The sequence below is a fragment of the Bdellovibrio sp. MYbb2 genome (assembly GCF_056175685.1).
In genome coordinates, this window is record NZ_JBJKJI010000003.1 from 35,518 (window position 1) to 58,080 (window position 22,563).

Below are 22,563 nucleotides of genomic sequence, written 5' to 3' on the forward strand. Positions count from 1 at the left end.
TTTGTCAGGATTTGGTTCAATTTAGCCACCTTGCATTAAGTTCCCGATGGGACGTTTAAATGCCGTAAGTTTGCGCATTTTTAAGGGAATTTTCGCCTGAATAGCCGGTAAAAACGGAAAAAACTTGGCGCAAATTGTCACTGTTTTTGGGGTTTGAGGACCAGAAGCGGGGGTGTTTGCTTGCCCGCCGCCAAGCCCTGTCGCTAAGCTTAAGGTTCACTATTTTGGAGGATCGGTTCCATGAAAATGCTTTTGCTATCATCTGTTTTGGTTTTGGGTTTGGCTTCTTGTGCACACAAAGCACACAACCACGAAAATTGTGGCTGTGGTGCTGCGAAGGCTGAAAAGTCCGCTTGCTCCGGCACTGAGTGCACTACGAAAAAAGGCGGATGCGCTGACTGTGCAAAAAAAGAAGAGGCTGCTGCAGCAAAATAGGGCAGCGAATGCTCTCATCTCAGTTTGCTTTCAAAACCCCGCCAGGTGCGGGGTTTTTCATTTCTGGCGTATGAATTTACGCACCCCCGTCGGATTGAAATCAAATAATGAAATGTTTTGATTTGGATAGGCCCCTAAATTAGGTTTTCTTCCGTAGTTTGTATTTCGGAAGGAAGTTGAAAAATGAAAAAGGGCGCCCTTGTAGGACTTCTGCTCGGACTGTGGCAACCGCAAGCGCTGGCGATGAATCTTCAGGATTATCTTCAGGCTGTCGTTAATAAAAATAAATCCATTCAATCTTTGGATATCTCAAAAGAGGCCGCGGAAGACCGCCGCATCTCTGGCGATGTAGAGCTGGTACCAGTCTTTACCGCTGGTGTGAGCTACCTTAATGACAAAAGCCCTCTGGGGCAGTTTGCTCAGCTGGGGGGAACTCAAACCACGGCGACAGATCTGAAGCTGGGTCTTGCGAAAAGATTCTCTTCTGGTACGGATGTGTCTCTGACCGCCAACGCCACGGAAGTCGATAATGAAGGGGCGCTGTTAAATCCCAATTTCCAGAAATTCTCTTACGGCACTTTGGGGCTGGGGTTGAGCCAGTCTTTGTGGAAGAATTCTTTCGGTCATGCGACTCGTCTTCGTCAGGATCGTCAGGAAGCCGTGGCCTCTGCCGAGGTCGGTAAATTTGATCTGCAGAAAAAAGCCCTGCTGGTCAGTGCGGAAGCGGCGTACTGGGATTATGTCTATCAAAGTGAAAACCTGCGCATTGGCCGTGCTTCCTTGGAACGCGCCCGTCGTATCGAAGCCTGGACCAGTCGTCGTGTGAACGACGGTATCAGTGAGCGTGCTGATCTGTTGTCAGCGCAGGCCCTGGTGGCGGCTCGTCAGCTTCAGTTGGTTTCTGCAGAAGATGATCTGGCGGCGGCGAAACGCCAGATTCGCGATTATTTGGAGCTTCGTGATGATGAAGCTTTGCCGGAAATCTCGGGCGACATTTCCCGTTCCCGCACTTTGAATTCGATGGTGGATGGCAACGGCGGCAAGGTCGTGGCTTTGGATGCTTACTTGTCTTCGCTGAATGCCAAGGCCATGTCCTTGGTGGCTAAAGAAACGGAAGACGTCTATCGTCCGGATCTGGTTTTGGGCGGGTCTTATAACACCAACAACTTCCAGCCGGATAAAAGCATCCCGGATGCGACATCAAAATGGACCGACAACAAGCTTCCGACCTGGAAGGTGGGGTTGAATCTGATTTATATGTTCGACACCGATGTGAAGGGCTCTGCAAAGTCGGCCGCACGCAAAGACGCCTTGGCTGCCCAGTTGCAAAGTGAAAGAAAGATCCTGGACAGCGAAAGCGCGTGGATCGAGTTGAACCGTCGTTATTCTGAAATGAACAAACGCATTGATTCCGCCGGCGAAATTGCCCGTTTGCAGTCAGGTGCCGCCAAAGCCCAGGCTGATTTGTTCAACAAAGGCCGTTCGATCACCGCCAATGTGATCAATGCCGAAGAAGATGCCGCCGATGCGGAACTGAATTTGACCAAACTGAAATCTGAGCAGAGAAAAATGGAAGCTCAGGCCCGCTTGTTCGTCACTTTGGATGAAAACAAACGGGAGGAGAAATAGTATGAATTTGCCTGGTCTATCGATTAAACGACCTATTTTTATTTCCTGTATCGTGATCCTGATGCTGATCCTGGGTGCTTTTTCTTTGAGAAAAATGCCCGTGGACATGTTTCCGGATGTGACCTTCCCGATTTTGTTTGTGCAGGTGACTTATCCGGGGGCTTCGCCTTTGGATCTGGAAAAGCAGGTCTCAAAGCTTATTGAAGATGAAGTCGGCAGTATCTCGGGTCTTAAGAACTTAAGATCCAACAATCTGGACAGTGTGGCCATCGTCATTCTGGAATTCCAGTTGGGGACGGACATCAAAGAAGTCGAGCAGGAGGTGCGCAACCGCATCGGCAACATCCGCCGGGACCTGCCGTCCGAGATTTATGAACCGGTGATCCGCCGTTTTGACCCGGCCGATCAACCGATTGTGACCCTGGCCGTGACGACGGAAATGGACGAGGGGGCCGCTTATGATCTTGCGAACGAAGTGATTAAGCCGCGCTTTGAACGTATCAAAGACGTGGGCCAGGTGGACATTTTCGGTGGTCGTAAACAGGAAATTCACGTTCTGGTCGATAAGAACAAGCTGCAGGATCGCAAGATCTCGATGTTGCAAGTGTCTCAGCGTGTGATTGACACCTCCAAAGACATTCCCATTGGGAAAATTGAAAACCCGATTGATGAAACGACCTTAAGAACCAACGGGGAGTTTGAATCCCTGAAGCAGATCGAGGAAGTGAACGTCAACTTCGTGGGTTCCGACAAGGCCATCCTGGTGAAGGATGTGGGCCGCGTTGTGAAAAGTCTGGAAGACCAGAAAACCATGGGTCGTGTGAAGGGCAAGCGCGCCCTTTTGATGAACGTGTACAAACAGCGTGGTGCCAACACCGTGGCTGTGTCTGATGCGGTTAAAAAGAACATTGAAGCCGTCAATGCGATGCTAAAAGAAAAAGGCCTGAAGGGCACCGTGACAATGGTGCGAGACACTTCTCGTCCGATTCAGATGAACGTGTATGACGTGAAAGAGTCCATCATCATCGGTATCATCCTTTGCGTGATCGTGGTGTTTTTCTTCCTGGGGTCGGCGCGTTCGACCTTCATTACGGCCATGGCTTTGCCAAACTCCCTGTTGGGTGGTTTTGTCATTATGTGGGCCATGGGCTTTTCCATCAACTTGATGACTTTGCTGGCGCTTTCTTTGGCGGTGGGGCTCCTGATCGATGATGCGATCGTCGTGCGGGAAAACATCTTCCGACATCTGGAAATGGGCAAAAAACCCAAAGACGCCGCTTTGGATGGAACCAAAGAGGTGGCGATGGCCGTTATTGCCACGACCCTTGTGGTGATTGCGGTGTTTGGTCCGATTTCCTTCCTGCAGGGGATCGTCGGACAGTTCTTCAAGCAGTTTGGTCTGACGGTCGTGTTCACGATGCTGATTTCCCTGTTTGATGCCTTCACGGTGGCGCCGATGCTGTCGGCTTATATGGCGCACCCGAATGAACACGTCAAAGGCACCGGCGTTGTCGGTCGCATGCTGACGGCATTTGATAATTTCCAGACATGGCTTGAAGACTGGTATGAAAAAGCCCTGAAGTACACGCTGGGGAATCCGAAAAAGATTCTGGCCGGCGGGGTTTTGATCTTCGTGTCTTCTTTGGGCACGCTGGCCTTTATTCCGGCGACCTTCCTGCCAGCGGCGGATAACGGCGAGTTTGTGGTGAACGTCGAGCTTCCGGTGGGAAGCTCCCTGATGGCGACAAGCAAGTTCACGGAAAAAGTTGAAAAGATCTTTGAAAACGATTCCGCGGTGGACATGGTGATGACGATTGTTGGTAACTCCAACAATGAATCGAATAAATCCATGTTGTTCATCCGCCTGGTGGAACGCAAACACCGCAGCATGAACACGACTGATTACAAAGAATCTTTGCGTAAGAAATTCCCGCAGTTTGAAAAAGACGCCAATGTTTCCATTGGCGATATCGATGCGGTGAACTCGGGCGAAAAACCGCTGAATGTGAATATTCAGGGTGAGGATCTGGATCAATTGAACGTCTATGCCACCAAGCTGGTGGAGCGTATGAAAAAGATCCCGGGTCTGGTGGATGTGGATACGAACTTCCGGTCCGGAAAGCCGGAATTCCATGTCGTGTTTGATCGTAAAAAATCCGAAGCATTGGGGGTTTCCACGGTGATCGCGGGGGCGGAACTGCGCAACCGAACCGAGGGTAACGAGCAGGCGATTTATCGTGAAAACGGTATCGACTATAAAATCCGTGTGCGCTTTGAGGAGATGTTCCGCGATCTGCGCAGTCAGTTCAAGACAACCCTGGTGCCGAATGCCAACTACAACATGATTCCGCTTTCGCGCATTGCTCAAGGGGAAAACGCGTCGGGCTTTTCTCAGATCAACCGTATGAACAAAGGCCGCTACATTCAGATTTCCGGAAACCTTGCCAAGGGCGGGGCTCTGGGGAACGTTTCTGCGGAAGTTGAAAGAATCATCAAGAAGGAAATGCCACCACCTCCGGGCGTGGACTTTGCCTTCAAAGGTCAGGCGGACGACTTTAAAGAGCTGATTGAAAACATGCTTCTGGCGGTTATTCTGGGTGTGATTTTCATCTATCTGGTCTTGGCGAGCTTGTATGAAAGCTTCATCACGCCGTTTACGATCTTGCTGGCATTGCCACTGGCGATGACCGGGGCGTTCCTGGCGTTATTGATCTTTGGCAAGACCATCGACATCTTCTCGCTTATCGGGATTGTGTTACTGCTTGGGGTTGTGGCGAAGAACTCGATCCTGCTTGTGGATTATACCAATCACCTGATCCACGAAGGTATCGAGCGTAATGCGGCAATTATTAAAGCCTGCCGCACACGTCTTCGTCCGATTTTGATGACTTCGTTGGCGTTGATCGCGGGTATGATTCCAATCGCGATCGGCCTGAATGAAGCTTCCGCGATGAGAACATCCATGGGTGTTGCCATCATCGGCGGTTTGATCAGTTCGACATTGCTGACGCTTTTGATCGTTCCAGCGGCCTTTGGCTTCGTGGAAGATTTCAAAGCATGGTTCCGCGCAAAACTTGCGAAACTTGCCGGCTATCAGCCGTAAAGTCCCCGGAAGCTGCGAATTTCAACCAGCTTTCTTTCAAAGGGTCCCCAGTCGTCTTGTTCGGCGATGGGGGCCCACAGTGCTTCCAGTTCATCAATGACCAGGGCACAGGCCTTGCCGGTTTGCAGATAGCTGTGGCGGGCTTTTTCTTCATCATCAATTTCAAAACAAGACAGCGTCTCGCTTAATTTTTTGAAGGACTCTTTTTGGTAAAGGTCTCTTTGAACGGATCTTTGCAGACGCTCTGGCAATGCGCCCGAGTGCAGATCATACAGAGTTTGTTCAAAGGCGCATTTTTCAGTGTCCATGAACTGGAAAAGGCCTGATACCAGTTCCGCGTTGAGGTCATGAATCGCGCCGATGTCTTGCAAAGGATTTTTCAGATTCAGTCGTTTCAACAGACGGTTTTGCACTTCCAGATTGAAGGCGTCGCCAAAATCTTCCAAAAGCTCCGGCACCGGAAGTTCCGGATAAGCCACTTTCAGCGCGCCACCCAGTTGGTGCAGATTCCAGAGCACGGCTGAGGGCTGGCGGCCAAAGCAGTAAAGGCCTGACTGATCAAAGTAAGCGGCCGTAAAGGCCGGATCGTAAACCGGAAGGAAGCGGTAAGGGCCGTAATCAAAGCTTTCGCCAGTGATGTTCATGTTGTCGGTGTTTAGAACCCCGTGAACAAAGCCGGCCATCATCCATGCGGCGACAGTCTCGGCTTTTTTCTGAGCCACGGCACGCAGGAATTCGGCAGCCAGTTCAGCTTCGCTGAAGCCTGCAAGGCTTGGATAGTAATGGCGCACGCAATACTGAATTATTTTTTTGATGTTGTCTGTCTGATTGAAAAACGCCAGTCGCTGGAAAGTTCCAAAGCGAACGTGACTGTGGCTAAGACGCACTAAAACGCCCGCGCGGGTCGGAGAAGGTTCGTCATGTCTTTCCAAGTTTTCGCCGGTTTCAAACACCGAGAATGTTTTGCTGGTGTTGACGCCGTAAGATTGCAAAAGTTCAGTTGCCAGGATTTCGCGAAAGGCGCCTTTCAATGTCAGGCGTCCGTCTCCGCGGCGAGAATAAGGGGTGGTTCCGCTGCCCTTGGTGCCCAGGTCCAACAGACGGCTGTGGTCGCGGACTTGTGCGAACAAAAAGCCTCTTCCGTCACCCAGGTCTGGATTGTAGCTGCGGAACTGGTGGCCATGGTAGCGCAAAGCCAAGGGTGTTTTGATATTCTGAGGAAGGCTCTCAAAGGCCCAGAAATGATTTTGCCATTCTTGGGGGGTCAATAGACCCAATCCAACGCTTTCTGCAGCGTCTTGGTTGCGATATCGCAACAGGGCCTTGGGGAATTGGGCAGGGCGGACTTCGTCGTAGAAATCAGGCCCCAGTTCGTAAATAGGTGGAATGAATGGAGTGCTCACTTGTTCCTTATCTTCTTTTCCAAGGGGAAACGCAAAAGGTAATCTAGTTGACAGTAACTTGCATCTAGGAGACAACTGGGACTCCAAAGGCGGTATCCGTGGACGAAATCCTGAATCCAAATTCTGTAAACTCCGGCAAATCACATGATTCCTGCTGTGAGGTGGATCACACTCAGCACGAGGTCTTTGAAGAAAAGACGCTGACTTGGGATCGGATCGGGATTGTGCTTTCTTCGCTTTGTGCGATTCACTGTCTGGCGACGCCGCTGTTGATTCTGCTTCTGCCAGTGATGGGTGAAGTGTTTCATGCCGAATGGGTGCACATCCTGATGGCGGTGGTGATTTTGCCGGTGGGTCTGTTTGCGTTCTGGAGTGGTTACAAACATCACCGTCAGGTGAAAGTTCTGTCAATGGGAGTGCTGGGGCTAAGCATGATCTGTGCGGCATCTGTGCTGCCGCATGAGTGGGTGGAGGTGATGGAACACGACGTGGTGACCATCGTTGGAAGCTTCATTTTGATCGCAGCCCATATTCTGAATCGTCGCGCGTGCCTTTGTCACAAGCATGCCTAGAATCTTAGGGGTGACGGTCTAAAGTCGCCCCTGTCAATGCCGCTTTTTGCGGCGCCATATGCAACATTTCGTTGCGATTTTCATAACTTAGGTCAGATTTTTTCGCCGCAGGGTCGTTATTTGCCTTCTTTCTAATTGAAAACCAAGTGATTTCAGGTAGTGTCTAGTTGAAAACCAAATGATGGAGGCATCAATGACTGAGACGAATATGAATCGCCGTGGTTTCTTCACGACCCTTGCGAAAATCACCGGTGTGGCGGTAGTTGCACCAACTATGTTGAACGCTATTTTCTCTTCTTCCGCTGAAGCTCAGAAAAAACGTGGAGCTCCTGCTGCAGGTGGCGCGGCCGCTGGTGGCATGGCTTTGGTTGATCCAAATGACTCTGTAGCAAAAGCAGTGAAGTACATCGAAGACTACAAGAAAGCTCCAGAAGCTAAAGGCAATCACTGTGTGACTTGCGGCTTCTACGCGAAAAAAGAAGTTCGTAACGGCAAAGAAGCCGGCACTTGCACAATCTTCGCTGGCAAACTTGTTCTAGGCGACGCATGGTGCGCATCCTGGAATAAGAAAGCGTAAATTAAAAAAAAGCCGGGTTTTGACCCGGCTTTTTAGTTTTTAAATCTGAAGTTTTTTATTTTGCATTATCGCGCAAAGCACGACGCAGGATTTTTCCGACATTCGTTTTCGGAAGCTCTGTGCGGAACTCCACCAAACGCGGAACTTTATAGTTTGTCAAACTCTTGCGGGCGTGAGCGATCACATCTTCAGCAGTCAGGTTTTGATCTTTTTTCACCACGACAGCTTTTACAATTTCGCCAGAGTGCTGATCAACCACACCAATCGCCGCGACTTCCAGAACGCCAGGGTGGGACGCGATCGCCTCTTCCACTTCGTTTGGATAAACGTTGAAGCCTGAAACCAGGATCATGTCTTTTTTGCGATCCACGATTTTGAAGAAGCCATCATTGTCTGCCACAGCCACGTCGCCGGTTTTCAACCAGCCGTCATTCAATACCTGTGCTGTTTCATCCGGACGGTTCCAGTAACCTGCCATCACCTGAGGGCCACGGCAAACCAGTTCGCCGGGCTCGCCCATGGCGACTTCCTTACCATCGTCATCAATCAGCATGATGTCAGTGCTTGGGAATGGCAGGCCGATAGTGCCCACGCGGTCCGTGCCATCAATAGGGTTGCAGCACACAACCGGCGAAGCCTCCGTCAAACCGTAACCTTCAACAATCACGGACTTGGTCAGTTCCATCCACTTTTCAGCCACTGGTTTTTGCAAGGTCATTGCGCCAGCGACGCTGACTTTCACGCGCGTGAAATCAATCGTGGTGAAGGCTGGATTGTTCATCAAGGCGTTGAACAGCGTGTTCACACCGGCCATCAAAGTGAACGGAGTGTTCTTAAGTTCTTTGATGAAGCCAGGGATGTCGCGTGGATTCAGGATCAGTACGTTTTCGCTTCCATAGCGCAAAAGACCCAGGCAGTTCAGAGTCAAAGCAAAGATGTGATACATCGGCAAAGCCGCAATTGCGACCTCTTCACCTTCGCGAAGCTTTGGTTTCATCCAGTCGCAGATCTGCAGCATGTTTGCAGCCACGTTTCTGTGTGTCAGCATCGCGCCCTTGGCAACACCTGTTGTACCACCGGTGTATTGCAGGAAGGCGATGTCTTCCAGCGTTGTAGGAACTTTCGAGGAAGGTTTCATTGCACCCAGTTCCAAAGCCTGACGGAAAGTGTAGGCTTGTGGCAGGTGATAAGCTGGAACCATTTTCTTGATGTATTTTACAACCGAGTTCACCAGGATTCTTTTCGGAGTCGGGAACAGGTCGGCCACTTCGGTGATCACAACACTTTCAATGTCTGTCTCTTTCAGGATTTCCTGAAGCAGATGAGCATAGTTCGCCAGAATCACGATGGCTTTTGCGCCCGAGTCCTTGAACTGGTGACGCATTTCTTTTGCTGTGTACAGCGGATTGGTGTTCACGATGGTCAGGCCCGAGCGCAAAGCTGCGAAAGCCACGATCGGGAATTGCAGAAGGTTCGGCATCTGAATGGCGATGCGATCGCCTTTTTTCAGTTTCAGTTCGTTTTGCAGGAATGATGCAAACTGATCCACTTTGCGATCCAGCTCGCTGAAGGTGAGACTGACCCCCATGCTGGTGAAAGCTTTTTTGGACTGGAATTTACCGATGGCTTCTTCGTAGACATCCACCAGTGATCCATATTTGGAAAGATCCACCTCGTGGGGAACGCCTTTCGGGTAATTCTTAAGCCAAATTCTTTCCATGAGAACCTCCTGCAAAAGTGCTTCAATTTGATTCTTAGAAAGTTTAGAGTAAAGATTCAAACGAGGTAAAGTAAATTCTTGTTTTCACAGGGCCTATTTGCAAGACTCTAGATATGAAGCTTTGCCGCCTGAATATTCTTTTTTTTGCTGCACTTATTGCCGCACTGGGGCTTTCCTCCTGTTTCTGGAAGAAAGAAGAAACGCCCGTCGTAAAAGAACAAGCCGCCAAAGTGCCTACTCCGAAGGCAGAAGACACCTCGCACAGAGATAAAAGTCTGGATCTTCTGGTGCGCTACCTGGCTGAGGCCGACGGTATTCACCGTGAAGCGTGGTGGGTTTTGACCGCAGCACGCCCACCGGTCAGCAAATCTCCATTCGGAAAAGTTCAAAGGGCTTTGTTGGCCTCACAAAACATCAAATTGACCAACAAGTCGATGTTCCGCTGTGACCGCTACGTCGTAAAGCGCGATATCCTGGGTCTGTTGGGCTACCCGCAAAAGGGCGAGGTCTTTGAAAAATGCAGCGACAAAGCCGACGCCAAACGTCTTGCCAGTTTTGATGTTCCGAAAGAGGGCGAGCTGAATCTGGTTTTCTATCCTGAAAATCTGCAGGAGGTCCTGGGTCTGGGGGCCGGTATTTTGAACCGTCAGATTCACTGTTCACTAAAAGGTAAAGAAAAACTGGAAAGCATGAATTGTAAAGACTGGGCACAGGATCGCACGAAAGAACAAATGATCCGCCTGGATGTTTATGACTATCAGAAATCCGGTAAAAATCTGATCAAATTGCGCGGAAAAGTTTATGAGAATCTGACCGACATCCGCAAAATCGAAGCCGATGTTCCCATGGAAGGAAAGATCACCGTCACGGAAACTGAACTGTATGCTCCAGAAGAGCCGCCTGTGGCTCCGGCGCCAGCACCGGGGGCTGCTCCGGCTCCCGGTGCTCCGAAAGCCGGTGGGCCTGTGCCAATGCCGTCAGGCCCTGCTCCTGCGGGCAGCGAACCTCTGCATCCGGGAAATCCAGAGCTTGGAATGCCCGCAGGTCGGGATGTGGATCCGGATGTATTGTTGCAGCGTCAGCGCAGTCAGAATCCCGGGATGGATATGATTGAAATGCCTGAAGATGCGGATCCATCGAATGAAGGTTTCCCGGAAGGATATGATCCGAACAATCCGCCGGAGCCTGAGCCTCAGGACGAACAGCAGCAACAGCAATTGCCACCGCAAGAACAACCACAAGGAATTCCAAATGGCCGCTAAAATTGAACTTGGTAAAAAAGTCCCGAACTTCAAAATTCCATCCTCCAGCGGAGAGACCTTGAGTCTTTCTTCATTGAAGGGGAAAAAGGTCGTGCTTTATTTCTATCCGAAAGACAGCACGCCGGGCTGCACGACGGAAGGAATTGAATTTAATGACCTGCTGGCGCAGTTTAAAAAACAAAACGCCGTGGTCTTCGGTGTTTCTCGTGATAGTTTGAAATCCCATGACAAGTTCATCTGCAAGTATGACTTTAAGTTTGAACTTTTGTCTGACGAAGAAGAAGAGCTTTGCCAGCTGTTTGATGTGATCAAAGAAAAAAACATGTACGGGAAAAAAGTGATGGGCATCGAACGCAGCACTTTTGTGATCGACGAGGATCAGAAACTTGTCGGGGAGTTCCGTAAAATCAAAGCACAGGGCCACGCGGCCGAGATGCTGAAGTTCATCAAAGATTTGTAAAGTTGAAATGAAAAAGGGCTCCTGATGGAGCCCTTTAAGTTTTAATCTGCTTCAGCTTCGCTCTGCCCGCACGGCGGAGCTTCGCTCTGTCCGGCAGGGCCGGCTTAATGCTTCGTGCTGTCTGCGGCCTGCACCATCAGTTCAGCGATTTGCTGAGAGAACTTCACAGGGTCTGGCAGGTTGGAGCCTTCGGTCAGCAAAGCCTGGGCATAAAGGATTTCCGCCCATTTGGTTTGCTGTTCCGGAGACGCTTTCAGCATTTTTTCAAACACCGGGTGATTCGGATTGATCTCCATGATGCGTTTGACCTGCTGGCCTGCGTACTCTTTGCCCATTTGCGCCATCAGCTTTTGCATGTGCGCGGATGGGTCCGCAGAAGAAGCCACCAGACACGCTGGGGTGTTGGTCAGGCGGTCAGAAAGAACCACGTCTTTCACATCGCTTTCCAAAGTCTTTTTCATGGATTCCAAAACAGGTTTCAAGGTGACTTCGGCCTGCTTCTTTTCCTGTTCTTTTTGCTGTTTTTCTTCAGCGGTATCCAGGTCCAGACCTTCACGCATGATCGAATGCAATTTCTTGCCTTTGAATTCGCTCAAAGCATCCACAACCCATTCATCCACAGGATCCACCAGCAACAGAACCTCAAAGCCTTTTTCTTTCAGTTTTTCAAGGTACGGGCTGTTTGAAACCTGAGACAGGGAATCACCCGTGATGTAGTAAATGTCCTTCTGCGCTTCCTTCATGCGAGAAACGTATTCATCCAAAGTCGTCATCTTGTCAGAGGACGTGGAATGGAACAGCAGCAGATCCTGAAGTTTTTCTTTGTTTGGAGCATCAGATGGCAGACCTTCTTTCAAAGTCGCACCAAATTCTGTCCAGAAGTCTTCATAAGCAGAGCGTTCTTTGGTCAAAAGATCTTTCAAAGTGGAAAGCGCCTTGTTGGTCACGTTCTTGCGAATCTGCGTGACCTGACGGTCCTGCTGAAGCAATTCACGGGACACGTTCAAAGACAAGTCACTGCTGTCCACCAGGCCTTTTACAAAGCGCAGGTAAGGCGGCAGCAAATCCTTACAGTCAGCCATGATGAACACGCGCTTGATGTAAAGGCTCAGGCCGTATTCCATGTCACGCATGTTGTAGTTCCATGGCTTTTTGCCTGGAACATAAAGCAGAGCATTGAACTCCATCGTGCCCTCAGCGCGATAGTGAACGGTGCGCAGAGGCTCGTTCCAGTCTTGCGTCAGGTGCTGATAGAAGTCTTTGTATTCTTCCTTGGTCACATCAGACGGGGATTTCAGCCACAGAGCTTTTTGCGAGTTCAGGGTTTCTTCTTCGGTTTTGCCCATCATCTTGATCGGGTGAGCGATAAAGTCAGAATATTTTTTCACCAGGGATTTTAGAACCCACTTGTCGGTGAAGTTTTGAACTTCGTCTTCTTCTTTGAAGTCCTTCATGTGCAAAGTGATGGTGGTACCGGTGCCTTCCGGGCGAGGCACGTTGTCCAAAGAATAAGTGCCATCACCCATGGATTCCCACACCGTGCCGTCATTGCTGCCAGCTTTTTGAGTGTGCAGGGTCACACGGTCTGCAACCATGAACGCAGAATAGAAGCCCACGCCGAACTGACCGATCAGTTCCGGTTTGGTTTTCATTTCGGCATTCATCTGCATAAAGGCTTTGGCGCCAGAACGGGCAATGGTGCCGATGAACTCGACAACTTCTTCCTGAGTCATGCCGATACCGTTATCGATGATTTTCAGGGTTTTGGTTTCAGAGTTTGGTTCCAGGCGGATCGCGGGCTGCCAGTTTTCCGGAAGCAACGACGGGTGAGTCAATGAATTGAATTTCAGTTTGTCGATAGCATCAGATGCATTGGACAGAAGTTCGCGCAAAAAGATCTCTTTGTGCGAATAAAGGGAGTGGATCACGATATCCAGAAGTTGTTTGATTTCAGCGTTAAAGTTTTGAACCTGCTTGGCCATGGTTTCTCCTTAATGCACTCAATTTGGGGCCGCGAAGCGGGTTTGGCAAGGTCGGTGCGGGTGTTTCTTATGGGAAATCTAAAAAAGTTCGATTGGTCCGGGCAGGAAGCTTTGTGTTATTGTCGTTTTTATGAGCTTTGACCCGTCTTTCAACCTCATTCTAGCTTTCACCACCCCGGCGACCACCCCGTAGGGGTCTATATTCTATTGGCTGCCCAGTTCGCAGCACCGACGCATTTTTTCCCTATTTTTTAATTTATTGAATCGGCCTCTGCTTTATCTGAAGTGCCGAAAGAGAGCTATTTATGTCTTCCTTAAAAAAAGGACAGGCCGGGGCCTGTCATGTCCAAAAAGATCATCGTGAGTTGAATCAGGATCTTTCGTATTTCCATAGTGATGAATCCATCGGCGCGGGCCTGCCGTTATGGCTGCCCGCCGGGGTGGTGATTCGCGATGAACTTGAAAAGCTGGCGCGGGAAATGGAATTCCTGGCCGGGTACCAGCGGGTGGTCAGCCCGCATCTGGCCAAAGAGGATCTGTATCATCAGTCCGGGCATTTGCCGTATTATGAAGATTCCATGTATCCATCGATGGATCTGGAAAATGTGCGCTATCGCTTAAGGCCCATGTGCTGTCCGCATCATCACAAAATATTTTCAGCCAGGCTGCGCAGCTATCGCGAACTGCCTTTGCGGTTGGCGGAATACGGTCAGGTCTATCGTTACGAGGGCTCCGGTGCGCTTTCCGGGCTGATGCGGGTGCGTGGCCTCTGTCAGAACGACGCGCATCTTTATGTGCGGCAAAGTCAGGTGAAAGCCGAAATTCACAAGGTGCTTGAAATGTATCAGAAGGCTTACCGGATTCTGGGGATCTCGAATTACCGTCTGCGCCTGTCGCGCGGGGTGGAGGCTGGCGAGGCTTCACAAAAGTATGTCGCCAATCCGCTGTGGGACTGGGCCGAAGGAATTTTGCGCGAGGTTTTGATTGAAAGCGGCCTGCCATTTTTTGAAGCGCCGGGTGAGGCGGCATTTTACGGCCCGAAGATTGATGTGCAGATCATGTCCGTGCATGGAAAAGAGGAAAGTGCTTCGACTGTGCAAGTGGATTTCATCAGTGCCGAGCGCTTTGATTTGTCCTTTATAAATGAAGACGGCCACAAAGAGCGTCCGGTGATTTTGCACCGGGCTCCGCTGGGTTCACATGAACGCATGGTGGCTTTGTTGATTGAACAGTATCAGGGGGCGTTCCCATTGTGGCTGTCGCCTGAACAAGTGCGCATTGTGCCCTTGGCGGACCGGCATCAAGAGGCGGCAGAAAGTCTTCGCTTGCTGTTACATAATTCTTTTATTCGCGTCAGTGTCGATGACCGCGCGGAATCTCTTTCGCGCAAAGTGGCTGAATGCTGGCAGGCGAAGGTGCATTCGGTGGTGGTGATCGGAGACAAAGAACTGCAGGCGGGTAAGTTCAGTTTGCAGCGACGGGGCGTGGGTGCGCAAAGTGTGTCGTCTGAAGAACTGCTGTCCCTGCTGCAGAGTGAAATTCGCGACAGGAAATAGTGTCATTGCTCAAAAACGGGATCGGATTCTTTCGCATTGTGGCTGGCAAAGTCATAATGATGTTTTGGGTCTTGATCCCGTGACTTGGAGGTTTAGCAATGAAGTATTTCAACAGACTGGGTACGACGGGCAAAGTGATTCTGGGAATAGTTTTATTGCTGGTGGTGGTGCGCATCTTTCTGCCCACGGGGATGAAGTATGCCATCAACTGGTATCTCGGGAATAAAATGGAAAACTATGAGGGTCGTATCGAGGATTTCGATCTGGCCTTGTATCGTGGGGCTTATCAGATTGAAGGTCTGAAGATCTGGAAAAAAGGCACCAGCCCCGAGCAGGCTTTGATTTCGACGGATCAAATGGATTTATCGATCGCCTGGCGGGGGATATTGAAAAAAGAATTTCTGGGGGACTTGTCCATTCACGGTGCCAAGATCAGCTTGAGCGACAGCAAGGATGAAAAGAAAGAGGATCTGGGGCAAGGACAGGACTGGCGTACGGTGTTTAAGAAATTGATTCCGATCACGCTGGAATCAGTGAAAATTGCCGACAGTTCTTTTCATTTTCTGAACCGTGATTTCAAAGTTCCAGTGGATGTGAAGGTCGACCGGATTGAGGGGCACATCGATAATATTCGTAACACCGACGACAACAAAGATCCCTTGCCCACGCGGGCCGCCGTGGTGGCGCGCATGCAGGGGCATGCTGATGTAAAGGGCAAAGCCCGTCTGAATCTGCTTTCAAAAGTTCCAAGCTTTGATACGGATGCGCAGTTGCAGAACTTAAAACTGCAAACCCTGAATGACTTCTTTATGGCGTATGGGCCATTCACGTTCACCAAGGGTCAGTTTAGTCTTTATGTTGAAAGTGTCAGTCGCGATGGACGGATTAAAGGGTATGCGAAGCCCTTTATAAAAGACCTGGATGTTATTGATGACAAAGAATCGTTCAAAAGTATGGGCCGTGCATTTAATGAAGTGGGTCTGGCATTGGTGAATCTGATTTTACGCGACGGGGACAGCAAGACCCTGGGGGCCAAGATCGAATTTGAAGGCGCTTCCAAAGCGCCCAGCATTGATAAATGGGGCGCTTTCTGGTCTTCAGTTCAAAACGGTTTCTTCGATGCAATCAAACAAAGCCTTGAACATTCCATTTCTCCCAAAGACCTGAAAAAACAGAAGTCGCCTTAATAATGGAAGCTCATGCGGTCAGCAATAGCCTTTGGCAGTGGGGGCACCTGAGAACGCGGGATGAAGAACGTCGTCAGGTTGAAGAAATCGCCAAAGATCTTGTGCTTCGCTGTCGCATCGGCCAGATACTTGTGACCGCTGGAACCACCGGTCCCGATTTTTTGTCCCAGCATACGCATCGCCATCAAGGCGTGGCGGTAACGCCAGGTTGTCATGGTTTCATCGATATCCAACAGCGCCCGGATGATGCGGAACGGGGTCTGCAAAATCGGCTGGTCACGGTGAAGCTGAATCAACAGGGCTGCGTGCATCGCTTTATAACTCAGACGGAACTGACCTTCGGCGCGAAGCTTGTTGAAGGCTTCTTCGTCAAACAAGGCATCAAAGCTTTTTAGCGTCTGTTCAAGGCCAGCCACTGTTCTGGCTTTTTCCTCGTCTGGCAGGCGCGGATTGTTTTTCACGGTGCTGATGTCATCCTGGAACATTTTGTTCACAGCTTCTTTGTAAGAATCCCAGAAGTTGAAGTTTTCACCCTGCAGGAATGGAGTGCGCTCCAGCCATTTTTCAACGGAATCATGCAAAGAAGGCTGGTTCATGATGTTCATCATTTCACCCTGCTGGGATTCGCTCAAAGACTTATAGAACGGGGACTGGTTGTAAGCCAGACGGTCTGTGATGCGCAGACCCAGTTTGGTTTCAATCAAACGCCATTGGTAACTTTGGAAGCCGGAGGCAGGATAAAGCATGTCACGGAAATCCAGGAAATCCAGCGGAGTCATTGTTTCCAGCACGTCCACCTGACCGATGATCAGTTTCAGGATGCTGACAATTCTTTCCAGTCGCGCGCTGGCGATACCCATTTCAGATTCCGCCACAGTGGGTTTTTGGAAAGTGGAAAGAACGGAATCCAATTCAAAAAGGATCTGCTTGAACCACAGTTCGTAAGTCTGATGCACGATAATGAACAGCAATTCGTCATGCGCCGGTTTTCCGTATTCGGTGCTTTTTGGGTGCTGGGCATTCAGAAGGGGGTTCAGCCCCAGATAGTCGTGATAATGAACCGGAGGGTATTTCATAGACGTTGCTCCTTTAAAAGTGCGACGAAACCATCGATATCCGATTTTTGCGTGTCCCAGGAGGTCATCCAGCGGCACTCAAATGTGTTTTCGTCCCAGACATAGAAAAAATATTTTTCCCGCAAAGGTTTCACCCAGTGGCTGGGAATTGTCGCAAAGACGGCGTTGCTTTGCGGGATTTCACGCACGGTCACACCAGCAAGTCCTTTGCACTGTTCATACAGATACAGCGCCATCTGGTGGGAATGATCCGCAATCTGCTGCCATAGACCATCTTTGAAGTAAGCTTCAAACTGACAGGCGATAAAACGCGTCTTGGAAGGCAGCTGCGCACTTTGTTTGCGGATGTATTTAAAATCCTGCGCCAGATCCTTATTCAGGATCACAACGGCTTCGCCCATCATCAAACCATTTTTGGTGCCGCCGAAAGAAACCACATCCACACCGAGGTCGGTGGTGATTTCTTTCAGGGTCTTTTTCAAGTACAAGGCCGCGTTGCCAAGTCGTGCTCCATCAATGTGCACCAGCAGCTTTTTGCTCTTCGCCCACGCGATCAGGGATTTAAGTTCTTGTGCAGAATAAGTTGTTCCCAGTTCTGTGGGTTGAGTCAGGCTAAGAACCTGAGTCTGCGAAAAATGCTGATCTCCACGGCGGATGAAAGCTTTTTCAAGTTCTTCCACAGACAGTTTTCCGTTGTGGGAAGGCAGTGGCAGAAGTTTGCAGCCACTTAAAAATTCCGGTGAACCGCATTCATCCACATTGATGTGGGCGACGTCTGAACAGAAGACGGATTGCCAGGGACGGGCCATGGCTCTTAAGGCCGTGACATTGGCGGCCGTGCCATTGAACACAAAGAACACGTGGGCGTCTTTGCCGAACTGGTTTTTGAATTCAGCAACGGCGCGTTCGGTCCATTCGTCGGTCCCATAGGCGGGGGCGTGTTCGGTGTTGGCGTCCAGGATAGATTGCAGAATCCGTGGGTGGACACCGGCATGATTGTCGCTGCCAAAACCGCGTTTCATGCTTTAGCCTTTTTTAAGTGTGGCGAAAATGAAGTTGTGACAGATCAAGGCCGCCAGTTTGCTGGTGCGATTGTCCTGATCCAGAGGCGGTGATACTTCATAAATACCAATCCCGCGCACATCGAATGTTTCAATCATCCACAGGAAGCTTGTCATGAACTCTTTCGTGAACAGCCCCGTCGTCCAGGACTGACTGCAGCCCGGTGCTTCGCTGGAAGTGAAGGCATCGATGTCGATGCTTAGGAAAATCTTTTTCTTTTCTTTGCCCTTAAGATAGCCGGCAAGGACGGACTGCAAGCCACGTTCATTGACGTCATCCAAAGTGAAAACATCGGCGCCGTGATTCTTCGCCCATTGAATGTGGGCTTTGCTGTTGCATTGGTTTTGGATGCCGACTTCGGCAAAATCCACCTGGCCTTTAAACTCAGACAAAACACGGTGGAAAGGGGTGCCGGAATTAAAACCCTTGTCCGTCGGGCGCACGTCCATATGGGCATCAAAGTTGATCAGAACGGCGTCGTTTTTAAAGACATCCAGGAAGCCTGCGCCATCGCAGTAACCATAGTCATGACCACCCCCCAGGGAAATCCAGTGTTTGCCACTGGACGCCAGTGTGCGCGTCGCCTCGCGGGCTTTTTCATGGCGTTCAGCCAAAGGTTTTTCTTTGTCGACCAGATCACCCATGTCCAGGATTTTTGGCAAGCGGGTGCTTTGCAGGTGCGGAGTCATTTTGTAAAGATAAGTGCGAATCTCGCGCGGAGCGACCTGGGCGCCGACGCGGCCACCGTTCAGGCCAATGCCTTCATCGTCCGGGAAACCCAGAACTGCAAAGTCGAAAGTGTGATCAGGAAGGGTATTCAGGTCACCTTTATGAAGGAGCTGGACGCATTCTCCAAGACGCGGATCTTCTTTGTCGTTTTTGGTGAAAAGAAGATGTTTGTCGATGGAATGAAACCAGCTCATTATTTCAGGTTGCCCCACTTATTAAGGTAAAGAGTGCGCGTGACATTGCCCGTGTCAGAATCATAGATCTTCATGGTCGCGCGGGATTTGTTAAAACGAATGGTCGCAAACGTCGTGCTGGTGGAATCAGACAGGAATAGCACCCAGTCTTTGCCATCAGAAGGAGTCATGCTGTAGCGATAAACAATCGGATCCACTTCACTGTAAGACTGACCGTTTTGGAAGTCTTTCATTGTGATCGGGTAGAAGCTCAGATTGTTGAAGTCACGAACAGTGATCAGACCGTCAGAGCTGTGCCAGTAACCCAGCATTTTTCGCAAACCCACATAATCAACGCTTTCGATGATTGCTGCGCAAGTGTTTGATTCAAGAACGCCGGAAGCAGTCAATGTGTCGCCCGTTGTAAGTTTGCGAACGCTGACTTCTGCGTCGTTGGATTTAGTGATGATCATGTATCGAACACAAGAGGAATCAGCTCTCAGATAAACGCCCGAAGCATCACGTTCCACTGTGCCGGAAATCGGACGAGCAGAATGCGCGGCGAAGCCTGAAATCAGAATGAGGACGAAAAGCAGAATTCTCATGCCCCACCTTTTTTCATGAGGAGAAATCCCGGTCAATAGTATTTCGACTCCATTTTCTGACTGCGCGAGTCAATTGCCAAAGAAATCAGCAATTTATGGCTATCTCCAGAGTAATGCTCGGGATTTGTCGGCCTCAAGCTTGCTCGCTTCAAACACCGCCCGTAGGATGGAATGAAATGTCCGACACTACCAGAACCCCTCAGCTTGTTTTTCCATGGAACGGAGTCCTTCCCGATCAGGACGCAATCGCCTTGCGCGATATCGATATCGTAGGGGTGGGGGCCTTCCGGCGGCATCAGCTGGAAATCCTGTCGAAGAGCAAAAATCTGATCGTACAAACTCACGGTATGCAGATTCCTGAACAAGTCAGCTCTATTTATCAGGCAGAACTTCTGCGCACGCTGGAATGGCTTCGTCCCTTCAAGGTGACGGAAGGGGAGCGACTGAATTTGCGTGAAGAGCAAGAACGTCTGTTTGAAAGTCTTTTCCCGCGCACGCGCGAACATCTGGGTGTGGCCGTGAATCGCCTGCGTGATGAGTATCTGGAAAACATGGAGTGGAGCAGCTGGCTTTTGCAGGATCACTGGCGCTACTTCGTTGGATATCTGCGCCAGAAGTTCCCGGGGCAGGCTGATATTCTGGAGCTGGCTCACTGGGAGTGGGTGCAAGCATGGATTGAAGTGCAGCCCTTTGACAGCGAAGGTGGTGAAGAACCCGGCGTGCTTTCACTGAATCCCAGTCTGCAGGTGGTGATTTTATCCCGAGACAATCTCGTCTTGAATCGAGACAAAGGTATGTATGCTTTTGTTTATAGTGGTACGAAGCATACTGTGGTGGAAAGGCCACTGGACGTGGTGGATTCGCTATTCATCGACTTGTTACAGGAAGATAGGAAGTATTCAAAAAAACAACTGCTGGAAATGGCCGCTATTTCCTTTAAATCCACACCCCCACCATCATCCGAGACACTGGAAAAAAAGTTTTTATCACTGCTTGGTGACGATATAATCAGAGACGTTCCGACATAAACCGAAACAAGGAGTGTTGAATGAATAAGATGATTCTGGCTTTGGCCGCTTTTATGGCAGGCAGTGTGGTTTCTTTGCAGTCGCAGGCAGCGACATCCAATGGTGTGTTGGTGAATGCAAATATCTTCATGTACAACAATAACACCGAGGCTTCTCCCGGTGGTGAAAGCAAATCCAATAACAGCATTTATGACATCAAACTGGGATACATCAGCGGCAATGGTTTGTATCTGGGGGGTATTTATACTCTTCGCAAGACAGAGACAGATTCCGGATCCGTGGATGGAAATGCGCTGGGGGCTTCGATCGGCTATGTCGGGGCCAGCGGCTTTTATGTGAAGGGTCATTATCTTTTGTCAGCTGAATACGATAATTTGAAAGAAGGCACGGGCCTTCAGGCTGATTTTGGGTACATGACCAATGTGACCAGTTCCTTCTTTGTGGGTGTGGAGCTGACGTACAGAAGCATTGATTATAAAAAGAGCGACACCAATGCGGCTTTGGACAGTTATAAAGTGACTGAAACATTTCCCATGCTGACAGTGGGATTCATCTTCTAACTTAAACTTAAAATGAAAATGAAAGGGCTTCCATCTTGGAAGCCCTTTTTTATTTCCTCAGGCCATCTATTTGGCTGCTTTGTGATGCTGGTGCATGAAGTCCTCTTTGACCAGGTCATAGAAGGATTTTTTATGGAATATTCGCGAGGTGCCGACGGCGATCGCCGAGCTGAGCATCATCGGAAACAGCGCGGAATGCCGATCTGTCATTTCAAAAATTAATATGAAGGCCGTAAACGGGGTCTGCATGAAACCGGACAGGAAGGAAATCATCGAGGTCATGATCAGCAGATGATGATTGTGCGGCCATACGATCTGGGCCATGAATGATCCCATCACGGCACCAATGGTTAAAGACGGGGCAAACAAGCCACCAGCCGCCCCTGCAATGGCCATCAGAAGAGGGCCGCCGATGCGCACTAAAATATCCTGAGCCGTGGCAGCGCCATCACGGAATAACAGATCCAGGATAAGCATTTTGCCGCCGCCCACACCGTGATTGCTGATAAAAGTAATGCCCAGCCAGAATAAAAAACCACAGCCCAGATTCAGCAGGCTTAAGCGGGTGAAAGACTGAATGCTTTTTCTTTTTTGATGCACGGAAAATAAAATCGACCCATAGCTTGCGCCAAGGATGCCGGTGATGGCTGATGTGACAATCACCCACATGTAGGTTTCCCAGCTGATGGATTCCAGACTGGGAAAACCAATGTAAAGATAGCTGCCTTGGACAGTCTGAACCAGCAGACCCGTGGCGATCACGGACCAGATCACATAGGTTTTAAAGTTATTGAAATAGTCTTTGGACAGCTCCTCAAGCGCATAGGCGATTCCACCCAACGGCGTGTTGAATGCTGCCGCCAGTCCCGATGCGCCTCCGGCCAGAATGAACGGGCGCATGGAAAGCTGCTGAATCCATTTTGTGGATTTTTCCCCGATGCGATAGAACAGCCCCGAGGCAATTTGTAAAGTGGGGCCTTCCTGGCCGACGGCGCCTCCGCCCAGAACGCAGGCGATAGAGGCGATGATCTTCATGGTGATGGTGCGAATACCGATCAGGGAGCGAATAAGCGGTTTGTCTGATGCGGGATCCAGTTCGTTGGCAATCAGCATCTGCGGAATGCCGCTGCCTCCGGCCTGTTTGGCAAAACGATAGGGCAGGTACCAGCTCAGATAAATCATCGTCAGGGTGATGGTCAGCGAGAGCGCCCAGTGAAAGTTATCAACCACATGCAGGGCGACTTCTTCACCGAAGAAAAAAGCCTGGGAATACAGCAGCGAGGTTCCAGCAGCAACAAGACTTGCCAGCAGATAGGGGACAACACGCAAAGTGTCCTGATATTCCAGCTTATGCAGAATGTGGCGCCAGTTCTGGCGTAAGTGTGTAAGGGTCATACATAACCCTTACTCCTGTTAGGGGGTGATGGAAACCCTTTTTTGAATA

Annotated in this window: 18 protein-coding genes; 10 read left to right on the forward strand and 8 right to left on the reverse strand. The window is 50.0% G+C overall.

Annotation, left to right across the window (positions count from 1 at the left end; all coding sequences use genetic code 11):
• The first annotated feature begins 618 nt into the window (after positions 1-618).
• Positions 619-2,064: a TolC family protein gene (locus AC04MQ_RS14100; protein ID WP_475392391.1), complete on the forward strand. Its 1,446-nt coding sequence runs from the start codon at positions 619-621 to the stop codon at positions 2,062-2,064.
• Between the two features lies 1 nt (position 2,065).
• Positions 2,066-5,167 carry an efflux RND transporter permease subunit gene (locus AC04MQ_RS14105; RefSeq protein ID WP_475392392.1) on the forward strand — a complete coding sequence of 1,034 codons (3,102 nt, stop codon included), beginning with the start codon at positions 2,066-2,068 and terminating at the stop codon, positions 5,165-5,167.
• Here AC04MQ_RS14105 and AC04MQ_RS14110 read toward each other — a convergent pair.
• Entirely contained in the window at positions 5,158-6,570 is a 1,413-nt protein-coding gene (locus tag AC04MQ_RS14110) for a protein adenylyltransferase SelO family protein (RefSeq protein WP_475392393.1), read from the reverse strand. The two genes, AC04MQ_RS14105 and AC04MQ_RS14110, sit on opposite strands and share 10 nt — an antisense overlap.
• A 98-nt stretch (positions 6,571-6,668) precedes the next feature.
• Between AC04MQ_RS14110 and AC04MQ_RS14115 the strand changes: the two genes are divergently transcribed.
• Positions 6,669-7,142 carry a MerC domain-containing protein gene (locus AC04MQ_RS14115; RefSeq protein WP_015090916.1) on the forward strand — a complete coding sequence of 158 codons (474 nt, stop codon included), beginning with the start codon at positions 6,669-6,671 and terminating at the stop codon, positions 7,140-7,142.
• A gap of 193 nt (positions 7,143-7,335) precedes the next feature.
• Positions 7,336-7,719, forward strand: a complete 384-nt coding sequence (locus tag AC04MQ_RS14120; RefSeq protein ID WP_235046322.1) for a high-potential iron-sulfur protein — start codon at positions 7,336-7,338, stop codon at positions 7,717-7,719.
• 55 nt (positions 7,720-7,774) lie between these two features.
• Here the strand turns inward: AC04MQ_RS14120 and AC04MQ_RS14125 are convergent, their stop codons facing one another.
• Positions 7,775-9,439 carry an AMP-binding protein gene (locus AC04MQ_RS14125; protein WP_475392394.1) on the reverse strand — a complete coding sequence of 555 codons (1,665 nt, stop codon included), beginning with the start codon at positions 9,437-9,439 and terminating at the stop codon, positions 7,775-7,777.
• A gap of 113 nt (positions 9,440-9,552) precedes the next feature.
• Here AC04MQ_RS14125 and AC04MQ_RS14130 point away from each other — a divergent pair, with 113 nt between their 5' ends.
• Together AC04MQ_RS14130 and AC04MQ_RS14135 are read left to right on the forward strand one after the other, a co-directional pair.
• Positions 9,553-10,701 (forward strand): hypothetical protein, encoded by a 1,149-nt coding sequence (locus AC04MQ_RS14130; RefSeq protein ID WP_475392395.1) that lies wholly within the window; start codon positions 9,553-9,555, stop codon positions 10,699-10,701.
• A complete protein-coding gene (locus AC04MQ_RS14135) occupies positions 10,691-11,161 on the forward strand; it encodes a peroxiredoxin (RefSeq protein ID WP_015090920.1) in 471 nt (156 codons plus the stop codon). Before AC04MQ_RS14130 ends, AC04MQ_RS14135 begins: the two co-directional genes overlap by 11 nt.
• A gap of 104 nt (positions 11,162-11,265) precedes the next feature.
• Here the strand turns inward: AC04MQ_RS14135 and htpG are convergent, their stop codons facing one another.
• Positions 11,266-13,143: a molecular chaperone HtpG gene (gene htpG, locus AC04MQ_RS14140; RefSeq protein ID WP_475392396.1), complete on the reverse strand. Its 1,878-nt coding sequence runs from the start codon at positions 13,141-13,143 to the stop codon at positions 11,266-11,268.
• A 305-nt stretch (positions 13,144-13,448) separates the two neighbouring features.
• On the opposite strand from htpG, the gene thrS reads away from it, so the two are divergent.
• Both thrS and AC04MQ_RS14150 read left to right on the forward strand, forming a co-directional pair.
• Positions 13,449-14,699, forward strand: a complete 1,251-nt coding sequence (gene thrS, locus AC04MQ_RS14145; protein WP_015090923.1) for a threonine--tRNA ligase — start codon at positions 13,449-13,451, stop codon at positions 14,697-14,699.
• A gap of 98 nt (positions 14,700-14,797) precedes the next feature.
• Positions 14,798-15,886, forward strand: coding sequence for a DUF748 domain-containing protein (locus tag AC04MQ_RS14150; RefSeq protein WP_015090924.1), 1,089 nt, complete (start codon positions 14,798-14,800; stop codon positions 15,884-15,886).
• Here the strand turns inward: AC04MQ_RS14150 and AC04MQ_RS14155 are convergent.
• Genes AC04MQ_RS14155 through AC04MQ_RS14170 form a run of 4 tightly spaced genes read right to left on the reverse strand, consistent with a single transcriptional unit; the run spans position 15,883 to position 19,531 of the window.
• A complete protein-coding gene (locus AC04MQ_RS14155; RefSeq protein WP_015090925.1) occupies positions 15,883-16,962 on the reverse strand; it encodes a tryptophan 2,3-dioxygenase family protein in 1,080 nt (359 codons plus the stop codon). The two genes, AC04MQ_RS14150 and AC04MQ_RS14155, sit on opposite strands and share 4 nt — an antisense overlap.
• A complete protein-coding gene (locus AC04MQ_RS14160) occupies positions 16,959-17,984 on the reverse strand; it encodes a threonine aldolase family protein (protein WP_475392397.1) in 1,026 nt (341 codons plus the stop codon). The genes AC04MQ_RS14155 and AC04MQ_RS14160 overlap by 4 nt, the downstream gene beginning before the upstream one ends.
• Before the next feature lie 3 nt (positions 17,985-17,987).
• A complete protein-coding gene (locus AC04MQ_RS14165; RefSeq protein ID WP_475392398.1) occupies positions 17,988-18,947 on the reverse strand; it encodes a formimidoylglutamase in 960 nt (319 codons plus the stop codon).
• Positions 18,947-19,531 (reverse strand): hypothetical protein, encoded by a 585-nt coding sequence (locus AC04MQ_RS14170; protein WP_235046323.1) that lies wholly within the window; start codon positions 19,529-19,531, stop codon positions 18,947-18,949. The genes AC04MQ_RS14165 and AC04MQ_RS14170 overlap by 1 nt, the downstream gene beginning before the upstream one ends.
• A 176-nt stretch (positions 19,532-19,707) precedes the next feature.
• Between AC04MQ_RS14170 and AC04MQ_RS14175 the strand changes: the two genes are divergently transcribed.
• Positions 19,708-20,559, forward strand: a complete 852-nt coding sequence (locus AC04MQ_RS14175; RefSeq protein ID WP_475392399.1) for a hypothetical protein — start codon at positions 19,708-19,710, stop codon at positions 20,557-20,559.
• A 20-nt stretch (positions 20,560-20,579) separates the two neighbouring features.
• Positions 20,580-21,119, forward strand: a complete 540-nt coding sequence (locus AC04MQ_RS14180) for a hypothetical protein (RefSeq protein WP_148278783.1) — start codon at positions 20,580-20,582, stop codon at positions 21,117-21,119.
• Positions 21,120-21,185: 66 nt separating this feature from the next.
• Here the strand turns inward: AC04MQ_RS14180 and AC04MQ_RS14185 are convergent, their stop codons facing one another.
• A complete protein-coding gene (locus tag AC04MQ_RS14185; RefSeq protein ID WP_475392400.1) occupies positions 21,186-22,514 on the reverse strand; it encodes a chloride channel protein in 1,329 nt (442 codons plus the stop codon).
• Between the last annotated feature and the right edge of the window lie 49 nt (positions 22,515-22,563).